General features: G+C 76.1%; 21 protein-coding genes. 10 read left to right on the top strand and 11 right to left on the bottom strand.

Features of this window, described 5'->3' with window-relative positions; translation table 11 throughout:
• Nucleotides 1-38: 38 nt before the first annotated feature.
• The 7 genes from IE106_RS13490 to IE106_RS13460 all read right to left on the bottom strand — a co-directional run bounded on the left by IE106_RS13490 (nucleotide 39) and on the right by IE106_RS13460 (nucleotide 8,844).
• The gene (locus IE106_RS13490; protein ID WP_189533476.1) at nucleotides 39-1,640 is read right to left on the bottom strand and encodes an ABC transporter substrate-binding protein; all 1,602 of its coding nucleotides are present in this window, start codon (nucleotides 1,638-1,640) and stop codon (nucleotides 39-41) included.
• An 87-nt stretch (nucleotides 1,641-1,727) separates the two neighbouring features.
• The gene (locus tag IE106_RS13485; RefSeq protein WP_189533473.1) at nucleotides 1,728-2,807 is read right to left on the bottom strand and encodes an acyl-CoA dehydrogenase family protein; all 1,080 of its coding nucleotides are present in this window, start codon (nucleotides 2,805-2,807) and stop codon (nucleotides 1,728-1,730) included.
• A complete protein-coding gene (locus tag IE106_RS13480; protein ID WP_189533471.1) occupies nucleotides 2,804-3,988 on the bottom strand; it encodes an acyl-CoA dehydrogenase family protein in 1,185 nt (394 codons plus the stop codon). The genes IE106_RS13485 and IE106_RS13480 overlap by 4 nt, the downstream gene beginning before the upstream one ends.
• A complete protein-coding gene (locus IE106_RS13475) occupies nucleotides 3,985-4,962 on the bottom strand; it encodes an NADPH:quinone oxidoreductase family protein (protein WP_189533469.1) in 978 nt (325 codons plus the stop codon). The genes IE106_RS13480 and IE106_RS13475 overlap by 4 nt, the downstream gene beginning before the upstream one ends.
• A gap of 149 nt (nucleotides 4,963-5,111) precedes the next feature.
• Complete coding sequence (locus IE106_RS13470; protein ID WP_189533467.1) at nucleotides 5,112-5,879, bottom strand: PIG-L deacetylase family protein; 768 nt, start codon at nucleotides 5,877-5,879, stop codon at nucleotides 5,112-5,114.
• A gap of 87 nt (nucleotides 5,880-5,966) precedes the next feature.
• Nucleotides 5,967-7,268, bottom strand: a complete 1,302-nt coding sequence (locus IE106_RS13465; RefSeq protein WP_189533465.1) for an alpha/beta fold hydrolase — start codon at nucleotides 7,266-7,268, stop codon at nucleotides 5,967-5,969.
• Nucleotides 7,269-7,404: 136 nt separating this feature from the next.
• Entirely contained in the window at nucleotides 7,405-8,844 is a 1,440-nt protein-coding gene (locus IE106_RS13460; protein ID WP_189533463.1) for a cellulase family glycosylhydrolase, read from the bottom strand.
• Between the two features lie 163 nt (nucleotides 8,845-9,007).
• Between IE106_RS13460 and IE106_RS13455 the strand changes: the two genes are divergently transcribed.
• The 4 genes from IE106_RS13455 (at nucleotide 9,008) to IE106_RS13440 (ending at nucleotide 12,806) form a co-directional block, all read left to right on the top strand.
• Nucleotides 9,008-9,979 (top strand): acetylxylan esterase, encoded by a 972-nt coding sequence (locus IE106_RS13455; RefSeq protein ID WP_189533461.1) that lies wholly within the window; start codon nucleotides 9,008-9,010, stop codon nucleotides 9,977-9,979.
• Between the two features lie 115 nt (nucleotides 9,980-10,094).
• The gene (locus IE106_RS13450; RefSeq protein WP_229840383.1) at nucleotides 10,095-11,291 is read left to right on the top strand and encodes a Gfo/Idh/MocA family protein; all 1,197 of its coding nucleotides are present in this window, start codon (nucleotides 10,095-10,097) and stop codon (nucleotides 11,289-11,291) included.
• Nucleotides 11,288-12,214: a DUF6807 domain-containing protein gene (locus IE106_RS13445; protein WP_189533459.1), complete on the top strand. Its 927-nt coding sequence runs from the start codon at nucleotides 11,288-11,290 to the stop codon at nucleotides 12,212-12,214. The genes IE106_RS13450 and IE106_RS13445 overlap by 4 nt, the downstream gene beginning before the upstream one ends.
• A gap of 142 nt (nucleotides 12,215-12,356) precedes the next feature.
• A complete protein-coding gene (locus IE106_RS13440; protein WP_189533457.1) occupies nucleotides 12,357-12,806 on the top strand; it encodes a DUF4383 domain-containing protein in 450 nt (149 codons plus the stop codon).
• A gap of 20 nt (nucleotides 12,807-12,826) precedes the next feature.
• Here the strand turns inward: IE106_RS13440 and IE106_RS13435 are convergent, their stop codons facing one another.
• Genes IE106_RS13435 through IE106_RS13420 form a run of 4 tightly spaced genes read right to left on the bottom strand, consistent with a single transcriptional unit; the run spans nucleotide 12,827 to nucleotide 18,321 of the window.
• A complete protein-coding gene (locus tag IE106_RS13435; RefSeq protein WP_189533456.1) occupies nucleotides 12,827-14,050 on the bottom strand; it encodes a vWA domain-containing protein in 1,224 nt (407 codons plus the stop codon).
• Between the two features lie 10 nt (nucleotides 14,051-14,060).
• Nucleotides 14,061-15,260: an AAA family ATPase gene (locus IE106_RS13430; protein WP_189533454.1), complete on the bottom strand. Its 1,200-nt coding sequence runs from the start codon at nucleotides 15,258-15,260 to the stop codon at nucleotides 14,061-14,063.
• Entirely contained in the window at nucleotides 15,257-17,149 is a 1,893-nt protein-coding gene (locus tag IE106_RS13425; protein WP_189533450.1) for an ankyrin repeat domain-containing protein, read from the bottom strand. The genes IE106_RS13430 and IE106_RS13425 overlap by 4 nt, the downstream gene beginning before the upstream one ends.
• Entirely contained in the window at nucleotides 17,146-18,321 is a 1,176-nt protein-coding gene (locus IE106_RS13420) for a leucine-rich repeat domain-containing protein (protein ID WP_189533448.1), read from the bottom strand. The genes IE106_RS13425 and IE106_RS13420 overlap by 4 nt, the downstream gene beginning before the upstream one ends.
• Nucleotides 18,322-18,527: 206 nt before the next feature.
• Here IE106_RS13420 and IE106_RS13415 point away from each other — a divergent pair, with 206 nt between their 5' ends.
• From IE106_RS13415 to IE106_RS13390, 6 genes are all read left to right on the top strand, one after another.
• Entirely contained in the window at nucleotides 18,528-19,673 is a 1,146-nt protein-coding gene (locus IE106_RS13415; protein ID WP_189533446.1) for a CapA family protein, read from the top strand.
• Between the two features lie 303 nt (nucleotides 19,674-19,976).
• A complete protein-coding gene (locus IE106_RS13410; RefSeq protein ID WP_229840381.1) occupies nucleotides 19,977-22,268 on the top strand; it encodes a sensor histidine kinase in 2,292 nt (763 codons plus the stop codon).
• Nucleotides 22,265-22,678 carry a roadblock/LC7 domain-containing protein gene (locus tag IE106_RS13405; RefSeq protein WP_189533442.1) on the top strand — a complete coding sequence of 138 codons (414 nt, stop codon included), beginning with the start codon at nucleotides 22,265-22,267 and terminating at the stop codon, nucleotides 22,676-22,678. Before IE106_RS13410 ends, IE106_RS13405 begins: the two co-directional genes overlap by 4 nt.
• Nucleotides 22,678-23,046 (top strand): DUF742 domain-containing protein, encoded by a 369-nt coding sequence (locus tag IE106_RS13400; protein WP_189533440.1) that lies wholly within the window; start codon nucleotides 22,678-22,680, stop codon nucleotides 23,044-23,046. The genes IE106_RS13405 and IE106_RS13400 overlap by 1 nt, the downstream gene beginning before the upstream one ends.
• Complete coding sequence (locus IE106_RS13395; protein WP_189533437.1) at nucleotides 23,033-23,632, top strand: GTP-binding protein; 600 nt, start codon at nucleotides 23,033-23,035, stop codon at nucleotides 23,630-23,632. Before IE106_RS13400 ends, IE106_RS13395 begins: the two co-directional genes overlap by 14 nt.
• A 113-nt stretch (nucleotides 23,633-23,745) precedes the next feature.
• A complete protein-coding gene (locus tag IE106_RS13390) occupies nucleotides 23,746-24,573 on the top strand; it encodes a pentapeptide repeat-containing protein (protein ID WP_189533435.1) in 828 nt (275 codons plus the stop codon).
• Nucleotides 24,574-24,609: the final 36 nt, after the last annotated feature.

The following is a 24,609-nucleotide window of genomic DNA, read 5'->3' as shown; positions in this document are numbered from 1 at the left end:
CGCCCCCCAGGGGAGGCGGCGGCCCGCTTGCTTGGCGGTCACTTCTTGGGCACCCAGTTCTCGATGTTCCACCAGGGGCCGGCGGCGAGGCCGTGGTCGTGCGGCTCGACCTGGGTGGACAGGCCCTCCCAGGAGTCGTTCACCACGTACAGGTGGTCGATGTGGGTGAGGAAGGTGTAGCCGGGGTTCTTCACCAGTTCGCGCTGGACCGTGTCGTACGCGGCCTTGCGGGCGGCCTTGTCGTCGGTCCTGCGGCCGTCTTCGAGGGCCTTGTCGACGACGGGGTTGTCGTACCAGGCCATGTTGTTGAAGCCGTCGCCGCCGAGGGTGGACTTGAGCAGCAGGTACTGGTCGAAGTCGGGGTCGCCGGGCGAGCCGCCGCCGGCGAGGACCGCGTCGTGCTTCATGCGCGGTTCGATGACCTCCCAGGTGCCGGCCTGGGTGGTGATGGCGATGCCGGCCTTCTTGGCGTCGGAGGCGTAGGCGAGGGCGTGGTCCTGGCGGAGCTTGTCGCCGGAGGGGTACCAGAGGGGGAAGGCGGCGCGGACGCCGTCCTTGACGCGGACGCCGTCGGGGCCGGGCTTCCAGCCGGCGTCGTCGAGGATCCTCTTCGCCCGGTCGAGGTCGTGGGCGCGCTCGGTGCCCTTGGTGAACCACTCGCTGTCGGTGGGCACCGGGCCGTAGGCGGGCTTCCCGGCGCCTTCGAGGATCTTGTCGACCATGGTCCGGCGGTCGACGGCGACGTCGAGGGCGCGGCGGATCGCGGTGTCGCCGGTGACCTCGTGGTGGGTGGGCAGGGTGACCAGGCGGTAGTCGTAGCTGGTCGCCTCGTACGTCTTCTTCGTCTTGTCGCCCTTGAAGCCCTTGGCGAGGTTCGGGGGCAGGACCGCGCCGTCGAGGTCGCCGGAGCGCAGGCGGGTGGCGCGGACGTCGTCGTCCTTGATGATCGCCATGGTGAACTTCTTCACCTCGGGCGCGCCGCCCCAGTAGTCGGGGTTGGCCCTGAAGCTGATCTTCTCGCCCTTGGACCAGCCGGTGAGGACGTACGGGCCGGTGCCGACGGGCCTGGTGGTGAAGGGGCCGCTGTTCACGTCCTGCTTCGCCGCGACGTGCTGGGGGGCGATGCCGAGGACGGTGCGCTCGGCGAAGGGCGCGTAGGGGTACTTCAGGGTGAAGACGACGGTGTGGTCGCCGACGGCCTTGACGTCCTTGAGGGCGTCCAGCTCGGTCTTGGAGGGGTTGTTCGTCTTCTCGTCGAGGATGGTGCGGTAGGTGAAGACGACGTCCGCGGCCGTGAAGGGCTTGCCGTCGCTGAAGTTCACGCCCTGGCGGAGCTCGTACGTGTAGGTGAGGCCGTCCGCGCTCACCTCGGGCAGCGCGACCGCGAGGGCGGGCTTCAGCTCCATGTCGGCGTCGAAGGCGAGGAGCCCGTCGAAGATCTTGGAGTTGCCGTCCTTGCCGTAGCCGAGGAGCGGGCTGAGCGAGTCGGGCTCGTAGGCGATGCCGACGACCACGCCGTCCTCGGCCGCGGGGCCGCCGGGGCTGCCCGGGTTCGAGCAGGCCGCCGCGGTGAGGGCCAGGGCTGTGGCCAGGGCCGCGGCGGCCGTGCCGCGTATCGGTCGGACGGTACGGGCGGTCATGTGCCACACCCCTTGTGAAAGATCAACTGTTGTTGCGAACGTCTCGCAATTAAACAGTATGTACAGGGGTGTGTCGCCAAGGGCCTCTTACGGGGTGGGGGCGGGCAGGTCCACGAGGGCGGCGAGGGCGCTCTTGTGGTGGCCGGCCGCCCCGTACGCGAGCTGGTCGGCCTTGGCGCGCTTGAGGTGGACGTGCGCCGGGTGCTCCCACGTCATGCCGGTGCCGCCGTGCAGTTGTACGCACTCCTCCGCCGCGTGGACGGCGACGCGGGCGCAGTACGCCTGGGCGACGGCCACCGCGAGGGGCGCCTCGGGGCTGCCGGTGGCGAGCGCGTCGGCGGCGTTGCGGGCGGCCGCGCGGGCTCCGGTGACCTCCAGCCACAGCTCGGCCATGCGGTGCTTGAGCGCCTGGAAGGAGCCGATCGGCCGGTTGAACTGGTGGCGGGTGCGGGTGTGCCGCACGGCCTCCTCCAGGCACCACTCGGCGAGGCCGAGCTGTTCGGAGGCGAGCAGGCCGGCCCCGGCGAGGAGCCCGGCCCGGACGGCCGCCCGGGAGGCGTCGGCGTCCGCGAGGCGGGTGCCGGAGGCGGTGGGCGTGACGGTGACGGTGGCGAGGGGACGGGTCAGGTCGAGCGGGGTCTGCGGCCGGACGGCGGCCTCCGCGGCGTCGACGGCGTACAGGCCGTCGGGGCGCGGGACGAGGAGGACGTCGGCGAGGGCGGCGTCGGCGACGGCGGTGGCCGTGCCCTCCGTGGGGACGGGGCCGCCCGGGCCGGTGGTGAGGGGGACGGCGAGGACGGCGGTCCGGCGGCCGGCGGCGAGGTCGGCGAGCAACGGCGCGGCCGGGTCGGACGGTCCGAGGGCGAGCAGCGTCCCGGTCGCGACGACGGAGCTGGTGAGGTAGGGCAGCGGGGCCACCGCGCGGCCCAGCTCCTCCAGTACGACGGCGGCCTCCCGGTGGCTCGCGCCCTGGCCGCCGAGCTCCTCGGGGACGAGGAGTCCGGCGGCGCCGATCTCCCCGGCGAGGGCGCGCCACAGCTCCGCGTCGTACGGGCCGTCCCCCTCCAGGCGGGCGGGCAGGGTGGCCGGGTCGGCACGGTCGGCGAGCAGGGCGCGTACGGCGGCCCGCAGGTCCGACTCGGTCTCGGAGTAGAGCAGATCCGTCATCGCGCGAGGTCCTTCCACGGGACGTCCTTGTCGTCGCGCGGCTCGGCGGGCAGTCCGAGGACGCGTTCGGCGACGATGTTCAGCAGTACTTCGCTCGTGCCGCCCTCGATGGAGTTGCCCTTCGAGCGCAGGTAGCGGTAGCCGGCCTCGCGGCCGGTGAAGTCGACCAGTTCGGGGCGGCGCATCGTCCAGTCGTCGTACAGCAGGCCGTCCTGCGCGAGGAGTTCCACCTCCAGGCCGCTGATCTGCTGGTTGAGGCGGGCGAAGGCGAGCTTCATGGCGCTGCCCTCGGGGCCGGGGCGGCCGACGGCGAGCTGCTGGCGCAGCCGTTCCCCGGTCAGCCGGGCGACCTCGGCCTCCACCCACAGGTCGAGGAGGCGCTGGTGCAGGTCGTGGGTGCGCAGCTCGGGGCGGTCGCGCCAGGTGCGGGCGGCGCGCCCGATCATGCCGCCTTCGCGGGGGATGCGGGCGCCGCCGATGGCGACGCGTTCGTTCATGAGCGTGGTGCGGGCGACGGCCCAGCCGTCGCCGACCTCGCCGAGGCGGTGGTCGTCGGGGATGCGCACGCCGGTGAGGAACACCTCGTTGAACTCGGCCTCGCCGGTGATCTGGCGCAGGGGCCTGACCTCCACGCCGGGGTCGGTCATGTCGCACAGGAAGTAGGTGATGCCGCGGTGCTTGGGGGCGTCGGGGTCGGTGCGGGCGATGAGGATCGCCCAGCGGGCGAGGTGCGCGCTGGAGGTCCACACCTTCTGCCCGTCGACGACCCAGCCGTCGCCGTCGCGGACGGCGCGGGTGCCGAGGGCGGCCAGGTCGGAGCCGGCGCCGGGCTCGCTGAACAGCTGGCACCACACCTCCTCGCCGGTCCACAGGGGGCGCAGGAAGCGGCGCTTCTGCTCCTCGGTCCCGTAGGCGAGGATCGTCGGCGCGGCCATGCCGAGGCCGATGCCGATGCGGCGCGGGTCGTTGTCGGGGGCGCCCGCGGCGGCGAGCTCGGCGTCGACGACGGCCTGGAGGGCGGGGGGCGCGCCGAGGCCGCCGAGGCCCTGCGGGTAGTGGACCCAGGCGAGGCCGGCGTCGAAGCGGGCGTTCAGGAAGTCGGCGCGGGCGGTGGTGGCGGGCGGGTGGGCGGCGAGGAGGGCGCGCACCCGGTCGCGCAGGTCGGCTGCGGTGACGGTCATCGGGGGGCTCCTTCCGGGGCGCCGGGCAGGACGACGAGGCGGCCGGTGGTGGTGCCGTCGGCGACGCGCCGGACGGCGGAGGCGGCATCGGCGAAGGGGACGCGTTCGCTGACGAGCGGCTTGATCAGGCCCTTCGCGGCGTGGGCGGTGAGGGTGTCGTGGCACTCGCGGACGGCGGCGGGGTCCATGCGGTTGTACAGGCCCCAGTGCAGGCCGAGGATCGCGTAGTTCTTGACCAGGGCGTGGTTGAGGGCGGGGGCGGGGATGTCGCCGCTGGCGAAGCCGACGACGACGATCCGGCCCTCGAAGGCGACGCACTTGGCGGAGGCGGCGTAGGCGGGGCCGCCGACCGGGTCGTAGACCACGTCCGCGCCGCGGCCGCCGGTGGCCTCCTTGACGGCGGTGACGACGTCGTCGGTGTGCCGGTCGACGACGGTGTCGCAGCCGAGGGCGCGGGCGACGGCGGCCTTGTCGGCGCCGCCGACGACGCCGATGACGCGGGCGCCGGCCGCCTTGCCGAGCTGGACGGCGGCGCTGCCGACCCCGCCGGCCGCGGCGTGGACGAGGAGGGTCTCGCCCTCGCGCAGGCCCGCGCGGCGGTGCAGGCCGAACCAGCCGGTCTGGTAGCCGATGTGCAGGGCGGCGGCCTCGGCGTCGTCGAGGGTCTCGGGCGCGGGGAGCACGGCGGCCTCGTCGGCCACGGCGTACTCGGCGAACCCGCCGTGCGGCAGGGCGGGCGTGGCGATCACGCGGCGGCCGTCCTCGGTCTCGGCGCAGATCTCGACGCCGGGGGTGAAGGGGAGCGGCGGGCGCACCTGGTAGTGGCCGCGGCACAGGAGGGCGTCCGGGAAGTTGACGTTCGCGGCCCGCACCCTCAGCAGCAGCTGCCCGGGGCCGGGCGTGGGCCGATCGGTCTCCTCGAGGCGCATCACCTCGCTCGGTTCGCCGTTCCGGTGCACGCGCCATGCCTGCATGAGGGCCTCCACAGAAGAGTCGGGCAGTACCGCAGTGGGTCGCATACTAAGCGGTCGCTTGCCGTCCTGGGAACCGTGCGGCCGGCCGCCGTACCGGAGGGCCCCGCCCCCGCGGCCGCCGCGCCGTACGGGCGGCCGCGGGGGCGGGGTCAGCGCGGGAACAGCTCGAAGGTGACGGCGGGCACGCCGCCGAACCGCTCGGCGGCCGACCGGGCGCCACCGGTGAGGAAGCTCCGGCAGTACGCCTCCGGCTCCTCGTCCGTCAGCGCCTCGATGTACGTGCGGTGCTCCAGCAGGGAGCGCACGGCACGCTCCAGACCGGGCCGCGCGTCGACGGCGTGGGTGGGGCGGGAGGACCCGGCGACGGCGACCCAGCGGACCCCGTCCCACGGTTCGAGGCCCCGCTCGGCCAGTTCGGGGAAGATCCAGCGGTTGCCCGCGTCGGCGGCCGCGTCGAGGGTGGCGCGCCCCACGGCGACGTGGTCGGGGGTGTTCCAGGCGGTCCCGCCCCAGGTGTCGCGGTGGTTGAGCGTGATGACCAGTTCGGGGCGGTGGCGGCGGATCGCGGCGGCGATGTCCCGGCGCAGGCCGGTCCCGTACTCGACGACGCCGTCCCGGTGGTCGAGAAACTCCACCTCGCCGACGCCGACGACCGCCGCGCTCGCCTGCTGCTCCCGCTCGCGCAGCGGCCCGCAGACGGCGGGCGCGAGGCCGTCGATCCCCGCCTCGCCCCGCGTGGCGAGCACGTACACCACCTCGCGCCCGGCGTCGGTCCAGCCGGCGACGGCCGCGGAGCAGCCGTACTCCAGGTCGTCGGGGTGCGCGACGACGGCGAGCGCCCTGCGCCACTCCTCGGGCATCGGCCGCAGCGGGGCGGCCGCCTGACGGTCCGTCGGTGGGTTCTCCTGATCGCTCATGGGCGCAGGATACGGTCGGCCCGGCCCCCGCCGGGCGGCGTCGCGCCACGGCGGCTGCCGTACGCGCGCGTGGACGCGCGGGGAGGGTCAGGCCTCGCCGCGGGCCAGGGACAGGAGCCGGTCCAGGACCCGGGTGCCGCTCGCCCGCACGCCGTCGTGCTCGTACTCGTCCGTCACCCAGGTGCGCAGGCCGCGGACGGCGCGGGCGGTGCGCAGGGAGTGGTCCGTGTCGACGTACATGTCGTCGTGGTAGACGGCCGCGGCGACCGGGACGGTGTTCGCGGCGAGGCGCGCCGGGTCGTACAGGGCGGGCCAGTCGGCGCGGGCGGCGAGCAGCTCGGCGGTCTCCCGCAGGGGCCGCAGGGCCGGATCGACCTCGAAGTGCCAGGGGTGGACGGTCTCCCCGGTGAACAGGAGCGGGGCGTCGCCGGCGAGCGCGGACGCCGCGTCGAACTCCGGGAACTCCTCGCGCACCCGCTCGGCGGCCCAGCCGGTCGGACCCTGTCCCTGGGCGTAGATCGCCTCGTGGAGGACGGCGTACAGCGGCCGGGAGGCGAAGGAGAGCTGGGAGCGCGCGGCCTCCAGGAACGCGTCGGACAGCGCGAGGCCGGCAGGGGTGCGGACGAAGGCGTCCTCCAGGAGGTAGTGCAGCTGGTGGCTGCCGTCACCGGTGCCGAGGAGGATGCCGAGGGACTGGAACGCCTCGACCGTCAGCCGGTGGCCGTCCGGCAGGACGGCGGGGCGCTCGGCGAGGTGGGCGGCGATCCGGCGGGCCCGTTCGACGTCCTGCGGGTAGCGCTCGTAGTGCGCCTCGTTCTTGCGCCGGATGCGCGGGTACGCGGCGCGGTAGACGTCGTCGGCGGTGGCGTCGAGGGACGGCAGGCCGCCGGTGACGACCACCGTGTCGAGTCCCTCGGGCGCGGTGGACAGGTAGTGGGTGGCGCAGAAGCCGCCGAAGCTCTGGCCGAGGACCGTCCACGGCGCGCCGCCGGTGAGCCGGCGGCGGATCAGTTCGCAGTCGCGCACGATGGAGTCGGCCCGGAAGTGGGCCAGGTAGCGGGCCTGTCCGGCCGGGCCGCCGCGCAGCGGCAGCGTCTGCCGGTCGGCCCGGGTGGACCGGCCGGTGCCGCGCTGGTCGAGGAGGAGCACCCGGTACTCCCGGACGGCGCGGTCCAGCCACGCCTGCCTGCCGGTGAAGCGGCGGGCCGCGCAGCCGGGGCCGCCCTCCAGGTACACCAGCCACGGCAGGCGGTCCGTGTCGGCCCGTCCGGCGGCGACGACTTCGCGTCCGTACACCTCGATCTGCTCGCCGGAGGGGTCGGCGTGGTCGAGGGGGACGGTGAAGTGGTGGTCGGTGAGGACGACGCCGGGCTGGCGGTAAGGGGGCACTGCTCCTCCTGTCGGATGCTCGCGGCGCGCCGGGGCGCGCGTGGGGGGCGCGCGGCCGGACGGCCGTGGCCCCCGCCCGCACAGTGGACCACAGCGGTCCGCGGCGGGCGGGGGCGGGGAGGGGCCGGGCTGCGGGTCAGCCCGTCGGGAAGTCGTCCGGGGTCCGGACGCGGTCGCGGACCCACACCCCGGCGGGCTTCAGCGACGCCGTGCCGGTCCAGGGGCCGTCGTTCGCGCAGGTGCCGGTCTTGAAGACGGCGCCGGAGCGGTGGTCGTCGGAGAAGTTCCAGTTGACCCAGCTGATCTTCTTCGCGGCCATCAGGTCGAGGTAGCGCTGCGCCATGACGAAGTCGTCGGCGCCCTCGCCCGCGTAGTCCTGCGTGCCGAACTCGGTGACGAAGACGGGCAGTCTGTCGGCGGCGCGGGAGAGGGTGGCCAGGTACGCGTCGCGGTGCGAGGAGGCGTAGAAGTGGAACGTGTACATGATGTTGGAGGCGTTCACCGGGGCGGCCACGACCTCCGACTCGTTCGCGCCCTCGGAGACGCCGAACGACGACCAGGCGCGGGTGCCGACGAGGACCGGGGTGTTCGGGTCGTGGGCGCGGATCACCGGGATCAGCTCCTCGGCGTAGCCCTTGATCCGGGACCAGCTCACGCCGCTGGGCTCGTTGGCGATCTCGTACAGCAGGTTCGTCCTGCCGCGGTGGCGCTGGGCGATCTCGGTGAAGAACGTCTTGGCGCGGCTGAGGTTGTGGTACGGGTCGCCGGGGTCGAGCATGTGCCAGTCGACGATGACGTACAGGCCGCGCGCGGTGGCCTGGTCGATGACGGAGTGGACCAGGTCGGTGTACTTGCGCGGGTCGGTCTCGTAGCCGCCCTCCTGGACGTACGTGGAGACGCGCAGGACGTCGGCCTTCCAGTCGCCGGCGAGGGCGTCGAGGGAGCCGGGCGTGACGCACCGGGCGTACCACTGCGTGCCGTGCGTGGACATGCCGCGCAACTGGACGGGCTTGCCGTACTGGTTGCAGAGCTTCGTGCCGCAGACCTTCAGCCGGCCGTTGACGGCGGCCGGCGTGGCCGTGTCGCCGGGGGCGGCCGGGGTGACGGCGAGGTGGTCCAGGTTGGGTCCGCCGGCGGTGCCGGCGGTGGCGCGGATCGTGTTGGCACCGGCCTTGAGGGAGGCGGTGACGCCGACCGTGCGCCAGGTGGTCCAGGCGCCCGTGGCGGGGAACGCCTTGGCGCGGGCGGTGGTCGTGCCGTTGACGGCGATGTCCAGGGGGCGGTCGGCGGCGGAGCCGTTGGCGTGGCGGAAGGTGAGGGTGACGGTGCCGGCCCGGGCGGCGTCGACGCGCCACTCGACGTGGCCGCCGCCGGTGTTGTCGTAGTCGACGAAGCCGGTGCCGGTGTAGCCGGCGTGGTCGGACGCCACGGTGCCGCCCGAGACGGTCGCCTGCTCGGCCTCGTGGGTCGTGGCGGCGGTCGCGGGCGGGGCGGTGGTGAGTCCGAGCAGCAGGGCGGTGGTGAGGGCGCCGGCTGCCGTGCCGAGCCCGCGTGTCCAGGTCCGTGCCGTTCTCATGGGGTCTCCGATGCGGATGGGGCTGAGAGCCGAGGACTGGAAGGAAACTTTCCTAACCAATGGGTAGCAGCTCGCCCGAGCGCGCCGCAAGGCCCCTGCCGGGACACGACCGGGCCGCGTAGGGTGCGCTCGTCCGATTCCGATGATCAAGAAGGATGCCCCGATGGCACGTTTCGATCTGCCGCTCGACGAGCTGCGCACCTACCGGAGTTCGTCCGTCGAGCCCGAGGACTTCGACGCGTTCTGGGCGGAGACGCTGGAGGAGGTCCGGTCCCACCCGCTCGGCGCGCGCTTCGAACCGGTCGACACCGGTCTCGCCACCGTGGAGGTGCACGACGTCACCTTCGCCGGCTTCGGGGGCCACCCCGTCAAGGGCTGGTTCGTCATACCCGCCGGGGTGACCGAACCGGTGCCGGTCGTCGTCGAGTTCGTCGGGTACGGCGGCGGGCGCGGCCTGCCCCACACCCACCTGCTGTGGGCGTCGGCCGGGTTCGCGCACTTCGTCATGGACACCCGGGGCCAGGGCAGCGGCTGGGCGGGCGGGGACACCCCCGACCCGGTGGGCAGCGGCCCCGCCGTGCCCGGCTTCATGACGCGGGGCGTCGAGGACCCGTCGGCGTACTACTACCGGCGGGTGTTCACCGACGCGGTGCGCGCCGTGGAGGCCGCCCGGTCGCACCCGCTGGCGGACGCCTCGCGCACGGCGGTGACCGGGACGAGCCAGGGCGGCGGGATCACCCTGGCCGTGGCCGGGCTGGTGCCGGACCTGGCGGCGGTCGCGCCCGACGTGCCGTTCCTGTGCGACTTCCCGCGCGCGACGACGGTGACGGACCGCCACCCGTACCGGGAGATCGGCCAGTACCTGAAGACCCACCGCGGGAGGGTCGAGCGGGTCGCGCGGACCCTCGCCTACTTCGACGGGGTGCACTTCGCGGCGCGCGCGACGGCGCCGGCGCTGTTCTCCGCCGCGCTGGAGGACCTGACGTGCCCGCCGTCGACGGTGTTCGCGGCGTTCAACGCGTACGCCCCGGACGACAAGCGGATCGAGGTGTACGCCTTCAACGACCACGAGGGCGGCGAGGCGTACCAGCAGGCGGCGCAACTGCGCTGGCTGCCGGGCAGGCTGACGGCCTGACCCGCCGGCCGGACCCGGCGCCCCCCGCCCCCTCCCCCGGTCTTGACGGGGAGCCGTCCCGGACCTAGGTTCTCCCCGTCGCGAGAAAGCGCTTACTGCACGTCTGGGGGGTGGGGTGACGTTCCGTTCGGACACCGTCCGCGTCGCCGTCGTCGGGACCGGGGCCATCGCCCGGCACGGCCACCTGCCGGCCCTCGCCGCGCTCGCGGCCGAGCAGCCGCTGGAGGTGGTGGCCGCGTGCGACGTGGACGCCGGGTCGGTCGCCGCGTTCTGCCGGGAGGCCGGTGTCCCGCACGCGTACACGGACCACGACCTGATGCTCGCCGAACGGCGGCCGGACCTGGTCGTGCTGTGCACCCCGCCCCGCTTCCACCGCGACCAGACCGTCGCCGCGCTGCGCGCCGGGGCGTGGGTGTGGTGCGAGAAGCCGCCGTGCCCCTCGCTGGCCGACTTCGACGCGATGGAGGCGGCGGAGGGCGCGGGCCCGGGACCCGGCCCGTACGCGGCGATCGTCTTCCAGCACCGCTTCGGGTCCGGCGCCCGGCACGTCGGGCGGCTGCTCGCCCGGGGCGCGCTGGGCCGGCCGCTGGTCGCCCACTGCCAGACCACCTGGTACCGCGACGCCGACTACTACGCGGTGCCGTGGCGCGGCCGCTGGGACACCGAGGGCGGCGGGACGTCCATGGGGCACGGCATCCACCAGATGGACCTGCTGCTCGACCTGCTCGGCCCGTGGGAGGAGATCCGCGCCATGGCCGGGCGGCTCGTCCACGACGTGGAGACGGAGGACGTGTCCACGGCACTGGTCCGGTTCGCCGGCGGGGCGCTGGCCACGGTCGTCAACAGCGTGCTGAGCCCCGACGAGGTGAGCCGCGTCCGGATCGACTGCGAGCGCGCCACCGTCGAGCTGACCCACCTGTACGGGTACGGCAACGCCGACTGGCGCATCACCCCCGCCCCCGGCGTCGACCCCGAGGAGGCGGCCCGCTGGCGGGACTTCGGCCCCGACGAGCCCAGCTCCCACCTGGCGCAGCTGCGCGGCCTCCTCGCCGACCTGCGCGCCGGGCGGCGCCCCCGCGGCAGCGGCCCGGACGGCCGCAAGAGCCTCGAACTCGTCACCGCCCTGTACAAGTCGGCGTTCACCGGGGCGGCGGTACGGGCCGGCGACATCGGTCCGGGCGACCCGTTCCACACGTCGCTGCACGGCGGCACCCCCGGCTGGGCACCCGCGACCGCTTCCTCCCCCGCCGCGATTCCCTCCCCCGCCGCGGCCGGCGGCACGGCGGCGGCGCGCGAGGAGGCCGCCCGGTGAGCGGCCTTCCGCCCCGGGTCGCGCACGCGCGCGGCGACCACGTGTCCGTCCTGGCGGGCGGGGTCGAGCTGCTGCGGTACGTGTACCGGCCCGAGGCCGCCTGGGAGGCCCCCAAGCCGTACGCCCACCCGCTGCGCACCCTGGCCGGGCACACCGTCACCGGGTACCGGCCGAACGACCACCGCTGGCACAAGGGCCTGCAGATGACGGCCTCGTACCTGTCCGGGCAGAACCTGTGGGGCGGCGACACGTACGTGTCGGGCGAGGGGTACGTCGCCCTGCCGGAGCGGGTCGGGTCCATGGCGCACCGGTCGTTCGACCGGCTCGACGCGCGGGGCGGCCGGGCCACCGTCGAGGAGCGGCTGACCTGGCACCCGCACGACGGGGAGACGTGGGCCGACGAGCTGCGCCGCATCGAGGTCCACGACGTGGACCCGGCGGCCGGCTGCTGGGCGCTGACCTGGTCCTCGGCGGTGACCAACCGGCGCGCCGAGCCGCTGCGGTTCGGCAGCCCCACGACGCGGGGGCGGGAGGCGGCCGGGTACACCGGGCTGTTCTGGCGCGGCCCCCGGGCTTTCCGGGGCGGCGCGGTCCTCGGTCCGGACTCCGAGGGCGACGCCCTGATGGGGGCCGAGGCGGAGTGGCTGGCGTACACCGGGGAGCACGACGGTGTCGACGGGCACGCCACGCTCGTCTTCGCGCACGCCCCGGAGAACGACCACACCGGCGCGGGCGGCGCGCACCCGGCGCACTGGTTCGTCCGCAGCGAGCCCTTCGCGGCGGTCGCGCCGTCGTTCGCGTTCCACGACGAGCTGGTGCTGCCGCCCGGCGGGACCCTGGCCCGCCGCTACCGGGTCCTCGTCGCGGACGGGGCGTGGGACCGGGCCCGGATCACCGCGCACCTGGCGGCCCTGGCCTGGTGACCGGTGCCGCCGTCGGAGTGGCGGGGGGCCCGGACACGGGGCGGGGTGGATAGGCTCCCTGGTGACCGGGGGCCCGGCGGGGCACCCGCCGGGTGCCGCGAGCACGGACCGGCCGCCCCGGCCGTCCGGTGGAAGGGCCGTCATGACCAGCGCACACCGTAGGACGTCCACACCAGGCTCCCCCGTGCGGCGCGCCGCGCTGCTGGTGGGGGTGGCCTTCCTGCTGATCGGCGCCCTGGGCTTCGTGCCCGGGGTCACGACCGACTACGACACGATGGCGTTCGCCGCCCACCGGTCGGACGCGAGGCTCCTGGGGCTGTTCCAGGTGTCGATCCTCCACAACATCGTGCACCTGCTGTTCGGCGTCGCCGGCGTCGTCTCGGCCCGCAGGGCGGCCGACGCCCGCCCGTACCTCGTCGTCGGCGGCCTGATCTACCTGGCGCTGTCGGTGTACGGGGTGATCATCGACCTGGACAGCGCCGCGAACTTCGTGCCCGTCAACACCGCCGACAACTGGCTGCACTTCGCGCTCGGGACGGGGATGACCGGTCTGGGCCTGCTGCTCCCCCGCCCGGCGGACGCCGACACCTGACGGCGCGCCGGTCCGGGCCGCTACGCCCCGTCCGGCAGCGGGACGCGCACCGTCTCCGCCCAGCCGGGCGGCTCCGGCGCGTACGGGCCGATCAGCGCCACCACGACCCGGCAGCCCGACGGCTCGCGGTCCGGCCAGGGGGTCATCCCGTCGGTGAGGACGACGACGACGTCCGGCCGGTCGCGCCGGGCCAACGCCGCCCCGATCCCGACGCGCAGGTCGGTCCCCCCGCCGCCGCCCAGCTCCACCTGGTCGGCGGAGGTCACCCGCGACACGGCGTGCACGTCGGCGTCGCAGGCGAGGACCGTGACCCGGTTGCCGCGCACGCCGACCTCGCGCAGCACACCGGTGATCTCCGCCATGGCCGCGGCGAGTTCGGCGTCGCCCATGGAGCCGGAGGTGTCCACGACGACGGCCACCCGCGGCAGCGGGCGGCGCAGGCTCGGCAGGACGACCCCGCGCAGCGCGGCGGACCGGCGGGAGGGGCGCCGGTACGTGTAGTCGACCGCGCCGCCGGCCCACGCGGCGGCCTCGCGCACGGCCCCGGCGAGCGCCCGGCGCCAGTCCACGACCGGTTCGAGGACCTGCTCCGCCCAGCGCCGCCAGCCGCCCGGCAGAGTGCCGCGGCCCCGCAGGTGGGCGCGCATGGCCTCGGCGGTCGCCCGGCGCAGGGCCTGCGCCTCGGTGGTGCCGATCCGGGCGGGGCCGCCCGGTCCGGTGAGGTCCCAGGGCGAACGGTGCCCGTGCGCGCCGGACCCGCAGTCGTGGGCCCGCACCTCGGGCGGCAGCCCGGTGACGTACTCCTCGAACAGCCGGCCCTCGGGCAGCCCGTAGCGGCGGGGCTCCACGCGGCCGGCCGGCAGGGGCAGGCCGTCGGCGAGGAGGTCGTCGTTGATCTCGCAGTCCTGGGCGACGTTGACGCGGTACCGGTCGCGCTGGTCGGCGGCCGGGAGCCGGCCGGCCCGGTCGTGGTGGTCGCGCAGCAGGTGGGCGGCCTCGTGGACCCACACGGCGGCCAGCTCGGCGACCGGGGTCGCGGCGACGAACGCGGGTGACGCGTAGCACCGCCAGTGCCGGTCCACGCCCATGGTGGGCACGTCGTGGCTCTCGACGACGGTCAGCGCGTACAGCGCCGACGCCAGGTACGGGCGGTCGGTCGCCGCGCGGTAGCGGGCGGCGAGCAGTTTCGTCCGGTCCAGGGCGGCGGGCGCGGTGCCGGGGCGGCCGGGCGGCGGGGCGGCCATGCGGGGTGCCTCAGCCGGCCAGGGCGCCGGACTGCCGGAGCAGGTCCACGAACCCGTCGATGCCGGGCGGCACGGGCCAGTCGGCCTCCCGCATCGCGGCGAGGTCGGTGGCGGCGCGGGCGGCCACGTCGGGGACGCCCGCCTCGACGGCCTTGGCGAGGACCGCCCAGCCGGCCTCCCAGCGCTCCCGGGTCGGGTCGCTCCGGACGGCGGAGACCACGGCGATGAGGAACGCCAGCTGCCGGTCCCCCCGCTCGGGCAGAGCGAACGCGTCGGGGTCGGCCAGGACCCGGTCGGGGTCCGGCAGGTCCAGGTGCTCCAGGTAGGACAGCAGCTCGATGCCCGCGCCCTCCCCCACGGCGCCCGTCAGCGCGGCGGCCAGGGCCTCCCGGCCGGTGCCGGTCGCGTAGGCGGTGGCGAGGAGGCGCAGCGCCATCTCCCAGGTGCGCGGCGAGGGCCACGCGCGGCCCCGGCTCTCGGCGTCCTCGGGGAGGTGGTGGACGAGGCCGGGGCGGGCGGTGAGGAAGGCGGAGACGGCGCCGCGGGCCCGGGCGACGGCGCCGGGCGCCTTGGCGGGGTCGACGACGGGGACGCCGGACTCCGGCCACGTGCCGGCCAGGCCGCGGGCGACCGTGCGCGGGTCGTGGGTCCAGTGGAGGTGCACGAACCGGTTGGCGAGCGGCGGGCTGAGGTGCCAGCCGTCCGCGGCGCTGGAGGGCGGGTTCGCGGCGGCGACGACGCGTACGGACGCGGGGAGGGGGAGGCTGCCGACGCGGCGTTCGAGGACGACGCGCAGGAGCGCGGCCTGCACGGCGGGCGGGGCGGACGACAACTCGTCGAAGAACAGCAGGCCGTGGCCGGTGCGGGCGAGGCGGACCGCCCAGTCCGGCGGGGCCATCGGCACGCCGGTCGTGGCCGGGTCGTCGCCGACGACGGGCAGGCCCGCGAAGTCGGACGGCTCGTGGACGCTGGCGATGACCGTCTCCAGCGGCAGCCCGAGCCCGGCGGCGAGCTGCCCGATCCCGGCGGACTTGCCGATGCCGGGCTCGCCCCAGAGGAGCACGGGCTGGTTGGCGGTGACGGCGAGGGCGAGGGCCTCCAGGCGCGGGTTGCCGGCGGGCTCGGTGCGGGTGGCGCCCAGCCGGGCGTTGAGGGCGTCGGCCGCGGCGAGGGGGCCGGGCACCGGGGAGGCCGCGGTCGTGGTGGTCATGCGTCGTCCTCCGCGTCGTCGTCCCCGGTGCCCCGGGGGGCACCGCCGCTCCCGCCCGGACCGCCGAACGGGTCGGGCCCGTGTTCCGGTTCCGGCCCGTCCGGCGGCTCCGGTTCGTGCCTCGGCTCGTCAGACGCGTCGGGCACGTCGAACAGGTCGGACGCGTCGTCGGAGCGCTCCCACCAGGAGGCGCCCAGGCCGGGGTGGTCCCGCAGGACCCGCTCCCGCAGGGACCGCAGGTCCGTGCGGCCGTACATGCGGACGAGGTGTGCCAGGGACCGCTCCTGCCCGTCGACCACGTCGACGCGGGCGCCGGCGGCCAGCAGCGCCTCGACGAGGGCGGCGCTCCCCCGGTCGTTGACGGCGGTGAACAGCGGGGTGCGGCCGAGGACGTCCCGCGCCTCCAGCTCCAGGCCCGCCGCCAGCAGCCGGGGCAGCAGCGCCTCGTGGTCCAGGAGGTTCAGCGCGTGCAGGAGGGTGCGGCCGTCGGCGTCGCGGACGTGCGGGTCGAGGCCCGCGTCCAGGAGCGCGGTCACCCCGGGGGTGTCGCCGTGCTGGGCGCGCAGGAACAGGTCCCGCCGCTGGGCCCGCAGCGCCTTGGGGAGCCGGGAGCCGCGGGAGGTCCATGCCTGCTGGGCGGCGAAGCAGCCGGTCACGGCGCCGCCGAAGGCGCGCAGCGCCCGCTCGCGGCGCTGCTCCTCCCCGGTGTGCGGCATGTGGAGGGCGCCGTCGCGGAACACGACCCGGTGCCACTCGCCGCGGCAGCGCACGCGGACCGGCTCGGGCGCGTCGGGGCCGGGTGGTCCGTACGCCGGCGCCGGCCCCGTCCCGGGCCCCTGCGGGTCGAGGGCGGGGAACAGGGAGCGGGCGACGAGCGGGTGCAGTTCCCGGGGCGTCACCCTGCCGCCGCGCAGCAGGTCGAGGTCGGGCAGGCGCCGCCAGTGCGCCTCCGCGAGGGCGGGCGCGCCCTCCACGGTCTCGCGCGTGACCTGCCGGATCCGGACCGGCGCGTCCGGTCCGGGCCCGGTGGGTTCGAACAGGATGACGGTCCGCCAGCCGAGCGGAACGGTGAAGCGGTCGCCGCGTCCGTGGGCGGCGAGGCGCCGCACCTCGGCCGCGACCCGGGCGACGTCCGTCGCGCGGCTCCCCAGGAGTCCGCCGGGGCCGACGGCGGGGGCGCGGTGGCGGGAGGGCGGCGGTGTCGGGTCGTAGTCGATGCCCGCCGCGGCGAACGCGGCCTCGAAGTCGCCCGCGTCGAAGGCCAGGTCGATCCATTCGCCGCGCCCGGCCGGGTCGCCGGGGCCGGGGTCGGCGGTGGGCAGTTCGACGGCGGACCGCAGGGTGCCGTCGGCGTGGCAGAACGGAGCCCGGTCCGGGCCGCCGCCCACCCGTTCGCGCAGTTCGCCGGCGCGCCGGGCGTCCCACAGGTGGCGGGCGGCCGTCCAGTCGTGGGTGGGGGCGGGGAAGCCCGGCCGGGCGCGGCGGGGCGTCCCGAGGCGCAGGGTGAGGCGCTGCGGGCCGGCGACCATGGGCGGGGTGGTGACGTACAGGTGGGGGCCGTGCCCGCCGGGCGGCCCGTACGCGGCGAGGACGACGTCCAGGTCGGGGGCGAGGGTCGTCCGGCCGCCGAGGACCCGGGGCAGGTGCCAGCGCAGCAGGTCGGGGGCGAGGTGGCGCAGGTCGTCGAGGAGCGCGGCGGCGGTGTCCGCGCCGTGCCGGCCGGCGACGCCCGCCGGGTCGAAGGCGAGGTCGACGTGGGCGGTGGCGCAGGCGGCGGCCCAGTCCCCGGCGAGGCGGTGCGCGGTGGCCCGCTCGATCATCCACCGGGGCACCGCGTAGCGGCGGGCACGCTGCCAGGAGCTCGCCTCGTCGGGGCGCGGGAGGCTCACCGGTGGACACTCCCTATCGCGCGCAGGTCGGGGTGGGCCGATCCGGCGGACGGGCGCAGGCGCTGGTGGAAGGAACGCTTCACCCGGCGGGGCAGGCCGGGGCCGAGACCGACGTACTCCAGCGGCGAGTCGTCGGGGACGGCGGCCAGGAGCACCTTCGCGCCGCGTCCGGTGAGCCCGGTGTGGCGGAGTTCGAGGCGGCGCAGGGGGCTGCCGGGCAGGGCCGCGGCGAGGGCGGCGGCGCCGTCGTCGCCGGTGTGGTTGGGGGGCGCGCCGAGGCTCCGCTCCGATCGGGGGCGGCCCAGGTCCAGGGTCTCGACGCCGTCGAGGGCGGCGGCGAGGGAGCGGGCCCCCGCGGGGCCGACGCCGTTGCCGCCGAGACCGAGGCGGAGGGGGCGGCCCGGGTCGGCGGCCCCGGCGAGGACGGCGGCGCCGTCGTCGCCGAGGTGGTTGGCGGGCAGGTACAGCTCGCGCACGCCGGCGTCGCGGGCGAGCGCGGCCAGGAGGGGCGCGGCGTCGGCGGTGAGGCCGTTGCCGCCGAGGAAGAGCCGCTCGACGGGGCGGTCGCGGCCGGTGAGCGCGTCGAGGAGGGCGCGCAGGCCGGCCGTGGTGAGGCCGGTGTTGACGAGGTCGAGGGTGCGCAGGGCGGTGTTGCGGCGCAGGGCGGCGGCGAGGGCCCGTACGCCGTCGTCGCCGACCGGGTTGCGCTTGAGCCACAGGGCGCGGACGGTGGCGTCGTCCGCGAGCCGGCCGGCGAGGGCGGCGGCGCCCTCGGGGCCGATGCGGTTGCAGCCGAGGTAGAGGGTGTGCAGGCCGTGGCCCTCGCGGAGGGCGGCGGCCACCGTGCGGGCGCCGTCGTCGCCGATGGCGTTGGTGCCCAGCAGGAGGTGCGCGGCGTGCGGGGAGGCGGCCGCGGCGGGGAGCAGGCGGGCGGCGCCGTCCGGGCCGAGGCCCTGCTTGCACAGGTCGACGCGGCCGTCCGCGCGCAGGGTGCCCAGCGGGTACGTCTCGTCGGCGCCGACCGGGCCGGCGGAGGCGAGCCGGACGAGCAGCGGGTCGAGGGCGGCCGGGTCGGCGAGCGGCAGGTCGGGGTGCTCGATCGCCGGGCAGCGCACGGGGGTTCCCCGCTCGGGCGCGGCCGCGCGCCGGGGGGAAGGGGTCGGCTCCGTCATCACCACTCCACCGGTTTCCTTCGCCGGTGCCCGGCGTTCGACGTCGTCCACGAGGGGAAGGCGGCAAGACCGGTCGGATTCGAACCGACGTCCTCCAGCTTGATGCTCGGGCGCGACGACCTCTGCGCTACGGGCTTGCCGCGCGTGATCATAGCGGTGCCCGCACACGTGTCCGACCGCCGGGGTGGGCGGTCTACGGTGGAGGCATGGGCGGGGAGTCGGCGGTGACCCTGTTCCTCTGCGGCGACGTGATGCTCGGGCGCGGAGTCGACCAGATCCTGCCCCACCCCGGCGACCCCACGCTGTGGGAGGAGTACGTCGGCGACGCCCGCGCGTACGTGGCGCTCGCCGAGGCCGCGCACGGTCCCGTGCCCCGCCCGGCCGCCCCGTCCTGGCCGTGGGGCGTGGCGCTGCCGCTGCTCGACGAGGCGGCGCCGGGGGTGCGCGTGGTGAACCTGGAGACGAGCGTCACCCGCCGCGGCACCCCGGAGCCGGGCAAGGCGGTGCACTACCGGATGACGCCCGAGAACCTGCCGTCGCTGGCCGCCGCCCGGCCCGACGTCTGCGTGCTCGCCAACAACCACGTCCTGGACTTCGGCCGGCAGGGGCTGCTGGACACCCTCGACGCGCTGGCCGCCGCGGGGCTGCGGACGGCGGGCGCCGGCCGGGACCTCGCCGGGGCGCGCCGCCCCGCCGCCGTCCCCCTGCCCGGCCCGGACGGCGGGCGGCGGGTGCTGGTGTTCGCGTGCGGGATGCCGTCGAGCGGCGTGCCCGAGGAGTGGGCGGCCGCGCCCGGCCGGCCCGGGGTGGACCTCGTGCCGGCCGCGACCGGGGCCGCCGCCGGGGCCGTCGTGCGCCGGGTGCGCCGGGCGCGGCGGCCCGGCGACCTGGTGGTGGTCTCCGTGCACTGGGGCTCCAACTGGGGGTACGGGGTGACGGAGGGTCAGGTGCGGTTCGCGCACGCGCTGGTCGACGGCGGGGTCGACGTGGTGCACGGCCATTCGTCGCACCACCCGCGCCCGCTGGAGGTGTACCGGGGGAAGCTGGTCCTGTACGGCTGCGGCGACCTCGTCGACGACTACGAGGGCATCACCGGGTACGAGGAGTACCGCGACGACCTGCGCCTGCTGTACCTCGCGGCGCTGGAGCCGGACACGGGCCGGCTGGCCGCGCTGCGGATGGCCCCCGTGCGGGCGCGGCGGCTGCGCCTGGAGCAGGCGTCGGACGCCGAGCGCGACTGGCTGCGGGCCACCCTGGACCGGGTGAGCCGCGGCTTCGGGGTGCGCGTGGTGGCCGAGTCCCGGGAGCGGGGCGGGATGCTGCGCGCCGTACCGGTCCGGCCTCCGTCTTGAGCGGTCCGCGCGGGGCCCTCGCGCCCCCTGCCCGAGCGCAGGCGGTCGCGTACGGCCACGGAACGCGCCCGGAATACCACGTTCCGATCATGACGACAACATGCCCCGAACCGGATCCGGCTGGTTATGATCGGCACCCCCACGCTCACCGGAGCCGGACCGGCGGTCCCCCGGCCCTCCCCAGGGCTGCGCCGAAGCCGGTCACCGTCCCGTCCCACTCCCGCCTCCCGCTCCCGAGGGCCGATGTCCGATAGAGAACCCCGGGGCGCACACAGCCCGTCGCCCCGCCGCCGACGGCGCGCCGTGCGCCTGCGCACGCTGCTCGTCCTGCTCGCCGTCGTGCCGAGCCTCGCGATGGCCGCCCAGGTCACGGTGACCGCCGACCGGCTGCTGGAACGGTCGGGGCACCTGCGTTCCGACGTGGCCGCCGGTGAGCGGATCGGCCTGCCCCTGCACGCGTTGATGACCGGGATGCAGGCGGAGCGCACGGCCACGGTCGCGCGGTGGTCCGACGCGTCCGCCTCCGAGGCCGCCCTGCACGCCCGGCGGACCGCCACGGACCGGGCGGACGCCGCGTTCCGCCGCGCCGCGGCACGCGGGGGCACCGGCTCCGAGGAGGCCGACCGGCGGATCCTCGAAGTACTGGCGGGCCTCGACGAACTGGGCGCGCAGCGGGAGCGGGCGGACTCCCGCACCGGCGGCCCGGACGGCACGCTCGCCTACTACAACGGGCTGATCGGCCAGATGATCCGCTTCTACCAGGACGCCTTCAGCCACACGGAGGACGGCGAGCTGTCGCAGGAGAGCCAGGTCGTCATCACCCTGTTCTCGGCCGCCGAGATGCTGGCGCAGCAGGACGCGTCGATCGCGCTGGCCGGCCCGTCGCGGGAGCTGCCCGCCCCCCGGTTCGCGGAGTTCGTCAACCTGGTCGGCGCGCACCGGTACCTGTACGACCGGTGGGTCGTGCCGTACCTGCCGCCCGAGGACGCCGAGCGGTACGCGCGGCTCATCGGCTCCGGGGCGTGGCAGACGAAGACGCGCATCGAGAACCGCGCCCTGTCCGACCACAAGGACCTGGCGACGAGGGTGCGGCTGCCCCGCGACGCGGCCGGCTGGGCCACCGCCCGGGCGGCGTGGGGCCCCCACCTGGAGGCGCTGAACTCCTCGCGGATACGGGGCCTGCTCGCGCACGGCGACGCGAAGGCCACCGCGTTGGAGACCGAGGTCGCCTGGCTGATCGCCGTCAGCACCGGGGCCCTGCTCGCCGTCGTGGGCATCGTCGCGGCCACCACCCGCCTGGTGCTGCGCAGGCTGCGCCTGCTGCACGACCGCACGGTGAGGGTCGCCGAGACCACCCTGCCGGACGTCGTGGCGCGGCTGCGGGAGGGCCGGCCGGTCGACGACGACGCCCTGCCGGCCGTGCGCGGCGAGCGGGACGAGGTCGGGCGGATCAGCGACGCCTTCGCCCGGGTCGTCGCCGTGTCCGTGGACGGCCACCGGCAGCTGGCGGCGGAGCGCCACGGCTTCGGCAGCTTCGCCTCGGGCATCGCGTCCCGCACCGGCAACCTGGTCAGCCGTCAGCTGGCGCTGACCGAGGAGCTCCAGGACGCCTTCGGCGGCGACGAGGAGCTGCTGGCGGGGCTGATGAAGACGGACCAGCTGACGGTCGGCATGCGGCGCCAGATCGAGAACCTGCTGATCCTCGCGGGCGGCGAGGTCCCCGACCCGCACACCGAGCCGATGCGCGTCGCCGACCTGCTGCGCGAGGCGGCGGCCGAGGTGGAGGAGTTCCGCCGGATCGACCGTCAGGCCCTGGACGAGGTCAGTGTGGAGGCGCGCGTCATCAGCCAGGTCAGCCACCTGCTGGCGGAGCTGCTGGACAACGCCACCCGCTTCTCGCCGCCCCGGTCGCGGGTGGTCGTCCGGGCCGAGCTGGTCGCCGACGGCCTGTCCGTCGAGGTCGAGGACCGGGGCCCACGCGTGAGCCCCGAGCGGTACGCGGAGATGAACGCGCGCCTGCACTCGGCGCCGCCGTACGCGGTGCTCGCGGAGAACGCGCACCGGCTGGGCCTCTTCGTGGTCGGCCACCTCGCCGACCAGCTGGGCGCGACGGTGACGCTGCGCCGGTCGGTGTACGGCGGCACGTCCGCCGTGGTGGTCGTCCCGGAGCGGCTGCTCGTCCCCACCGCGCAGGAGCCCGTACGGCCCGCCGCGTCCTCCCTCGCTCCCCCGCCCCTCCCCTCGCGGCCGCGCCCGGCCCCCGACGCCCCCTCCGACACGGCGGACGCGGCGGCCGGAACGACCGGGACGGACAGGGCGGACGGCGGCGCGGGGCCCGTGCCGGCCCCGCGGGCCGCACGCGCCACGACGGACGGCGGCGCCCGGCCCGCCCTGCCCGAGCGCGTACCGCAGACGCACCTGGCCGAGCAACTGCGCGTCCCGCGGACGGCCGCGGACGACGCCGGCGCCCGGGACACCGGCTCCGGCGGACCGGACCATGCCGAGGCGTCCCCCGAAGAGGTGGCCGACGCCTGGGCGGACTACGAAGACGGGACCCGGAAAGTGGAAGCGGAACTCCGACAGGATCAGCCATGACAACGACGAACGACATGATCTACAGCGTCCTGGACAACAACCTCAGCAGGATCGCCGGCGTCCAGGGCGCCGTGCTGCTGTCCAACGACGGCCTCATGCTCAGCGCCTACCTGCTGGACCGCCCGCAGGCGGAGCGCGTCGCCGCGGCCGCCTCGGGCATCGCCTCCACGATGAAGGCGATATCCCGCGAGGTCGACGGCGGCCGGGTGATCCGGCAGCTGGTCGAGATGGACGACCGGTACCTGTGCATCGTGGGGTGCGGCGAGGGCAGCACCCTCGTCGTGGTCACGTCCCGCAAGGCGCGTCTCGGCGAGCTCGGCGGTGAGGCCGTACGGACCGCCCAGGCGCTCGGCGAGTGGCTGGCCACGCCGGAGCGCGCCCAGACGCCTCCGTCGCCGACCGACGCGTAATGGCCGACGAGCCGCGGCGTTCGGGCCGCCGGCCGCGGCTGTACGCCCTCACCGACGGCCGCACGGCCGCGCCCCGGACCGTCCTCACGATGGACACGACGATCACGGCGGCCGTCGGTGAGGGCGACGACGCCCACGACGGGCTGCCCACCGAGTGGCAGCACGTCCTCGCCCTGTGCCCGCCCCCCGACGGGCGGGCGGTCGCCGAGGTCGCCGCGCGGATGGGCATGCGGCTGACCCCGATGACGCTCCTGCTCGGCGAGCTCGCGGACCGCGGGCTCCTCCGTCACCGGCCGCCGCTGGAGGGGGCCGAGACCATCGACGTCCACCTGCTCATGAGAATCAGGGACAACCTTGCCCGGATATGACCCCGCAGCCGCCCGCCAGGAGCCGGCCCCCGTCAAGATCCTCGTCGCCGGCGGCTTCGGGGTCGGCAAGACGACCCTGGTCGAGGCCGTGTCGGAGATCGAGCCGCTGCGCACCGAGGAGCGGCTGACGGCCGCCGGGATCGGCGTCGACGACCTCGACGGCATCGAGGCGAAGACGGCGACCACCGTGGCGATGGACTTCGGCCGGATCACCCTGGCCGACGCCGGGGTGGTCCTGTACCTGTTCGGGACACCTGGCCAGGAGCGCTTCTGGTTCATGTGGGACGACCTGCTGCACGGGGCGCTCGGCGCGGTCGTCCTGGTGGACACCCGGCGGCTGGAGCGGAGCTTCCCGGCCGTGGACTTCTTCGAGAACCGCGGCCTGCCGTTCGTGGTCGGCGCGAACTGCTTCCACGGGGAGCAGCCGTACACGGCCGACGAGATCCGGGCGGCGCTGCGGCTGCGCGACCCGGGGACGCCCGTGCTGATGCTCGACGCCCGGGCCCGCACCGACGTGCGCGACGTGCTGCTGTCCCTCCTCGACACGGTCATCGACCGGACCCGCGCCGCCACCGCCGCCCCCTGACCGCCCCCCCGGGGGGGGCGGCCGGTGCGGGCCGCTTCCCCGGGAAGGGGACAATGGGCACGTCCGTACGCCCCGTCGGGCGCCGCCGCACAGCCCGTAGGAGACCACCCGCCGTGTCCCCCCGCACCCCGCACACCGACCGAGCCGACCTGCGGGCGGACTGCGCCAGTTGCTTCGGGCTCTGCTGTGTGGCGCTGCCCTTCGCCAGGTCCGCCGACTTCGCCGCCGACAAGCCCGCCGGCACGCCCTGCGGGAACCTCGGCGGCGACTTCCGCTGCGGCATCCACGCGCGGCTGCGCGACAGCGGCTACACGGGCTGCACGGTCTTCGACTGCCTGGGGGCCGGGCAGAAGGTGTCCCAGGTGACGTTCGGCGGCCGCGACTGGCGGGCCGAGCCGGACTCGGCGCGCACGATGTTCGCGGTGTTCCCCGTCGTACGGCAGCTGCACGAGCTGCTGCGGTACGCGGCGGAGGCGCTGGACCTCGCGGCGGCGCGGCCCGTGCACCGGGAGCTGCGCCGCCACCACGACGCGATCGACGCCCTGACCCGCGGCGACGCTCAGGCCCTGTTGGCGCTGGACGTGCCGGCGCTGCGGGCGGAGGTGAACGTCCTGCTGCTGCGCGCCAGCGAGCTGGCCAGGTCCGGTGTGCCGGGGCGCCGCAGGGACCACCGGGGTGCCGACCTGATGGGGGCGCGGCTGCGCGGCGCGAAGCTGCGGGGCGCCAGCCTGCGCGGCGCCTACCTGATCGCCGCCGACCTGTCCGGCGCCGACCTGCGCGAGGCCGACCTGATCGGCGCGGACCTGCGGGACGCCGACCTGTCCGGCGCCGACCTGACCGGGGCGCTGTTCCTGACGCAGCCCCAGCTGACCGCCGCCCGGGGCGACGGCGCGACGCGGATCCCCGCCACGCTGCGGCGCCCGGGGCACTGGGCGGCGTAGCGCGGCGTGTCCCCGCCGCCCCGCGCGCCCCCGGGT

The organism is Streptomyces roseolilacinus (assembly GCF_014649335.1).
Classification (GTDB): domain Bacteria; phylum Actinomycetota; class Actinomycetes; order Streptomycetales; family Streptomycetaceae; genus Streptomyces; species Streptomyces roseolilacinus.
Note: the sequence above shows the minus strand (reverse complement) of the source record. Positions and strands in the feature narration are given on the sequence as shown.

What these genes read in the sequence shown, in the direction of transcription:
- IE106_RS13480 (WP_189533471.1), bottom strand. Translation starts at nt 3,988, where the DNA reads ATGACCGTCACCGCAGCCGACCTGCGCGACCGGGTGCGCGCCCTCCTC.
- IE106_RS13485 (WP_189533473.1), bottom strand. Translation starts at nt 2,807, where the DNA reads ATGACGGATCTGCTCTACTCCGAGACCGAGTCGGACCTGCGGGCCGCC.
- IE106_RS13440 (WP_189533457.1), top strand. Translation starts at nt 12,357, where the DNA reads ATGACCAGCGCACACCGTAGGACGTCCACACCAGGCTCCCCCGTGCGG.
- IE106_RS13455 (WP_189533461.1), top strand. Translation starts at nt 9,008, where the DNA reads ATGGCACGTTTCGATCTGCCGCTCGACGAGCTGCGCACCTACCGGAGT.
- IE106_RS13475 (WP_189533469.1), bottom strand. Translation starts at nt 4,962, where the DNA reads ATGCAGGCATGGCGCGTGCACCGGAACGGCGAACCGAGCGAGGTGATG.
- IE106_RS13415 (WP_189533446.1), top strand. Translation starts at nt 18,528, where the DNA reads ATGGGCGGGGAGTCGGCGGTGACCCTGTTCCTCTGCGGCGACGTGATG.
- IE106_RS13490 (WP_189533476.1), bottom strand. Translation starts at nt 1,640, where the DNA reads ATGACCGCCCGTACCGTCCGACCGATACGCGGCACGGCCGCCGCGGCC.
- IE106_RS13470 (WP_189533467.1), bottom strand. Translation starts at nt 5,879, where the DNA reads ATGAGCGATCAGGAGAACCCACCGACGGACCGTCAGGCGGCCGCCCCG.
- IE106_RS13460 (WP_189533463.1), bottom strand. Translation starts at nt 8,844, where the DNA reads ATGAGAACGGCACGGACCTGGACACGCGGGCTCGGCACGGCAGCCGGC.
- IE106_RS13400 (WP_189533440.1), top strand. Translation starts at nt 22,678, where the DNA reads ATGGCCGACGAGCCGCGGCGTTCGGGCCGCCGGCCGCGGCTGTACGCC.
- IE106_RS13430 (WP_189533454.1), bottom strand. Translation starts at nt 15,260, where the DNA reads ATGACCACCACGACCGCGGCCTCCCCGGTGCCCGGCCCCCTCGCCGCG.
- IE106_RS13405 (WP_189533442.1), top strand. Translation starts at nt 22,265, where the DNA reads ATGACAACGACGAACGACATGATCTACAGCGTCCTGGACAACAACCTC.
- IE106_RS13420 (WP_189533448.1), bottom strand. Translation starts at nt 18,321, where the DNA reads ATGACGGAGCCGACCCCTTCCCCCCGGCGCGCGGCCGCGCCCGAGCGG.
- IE106_RS13435 (WP_189533456.1), bottom strand. Translation starts at nt 14,050, where the DNA reads ATGGCCGCCCCGCCGCCCGGCCGCCCCGGCACCGCGCCCGCCGCCCTG.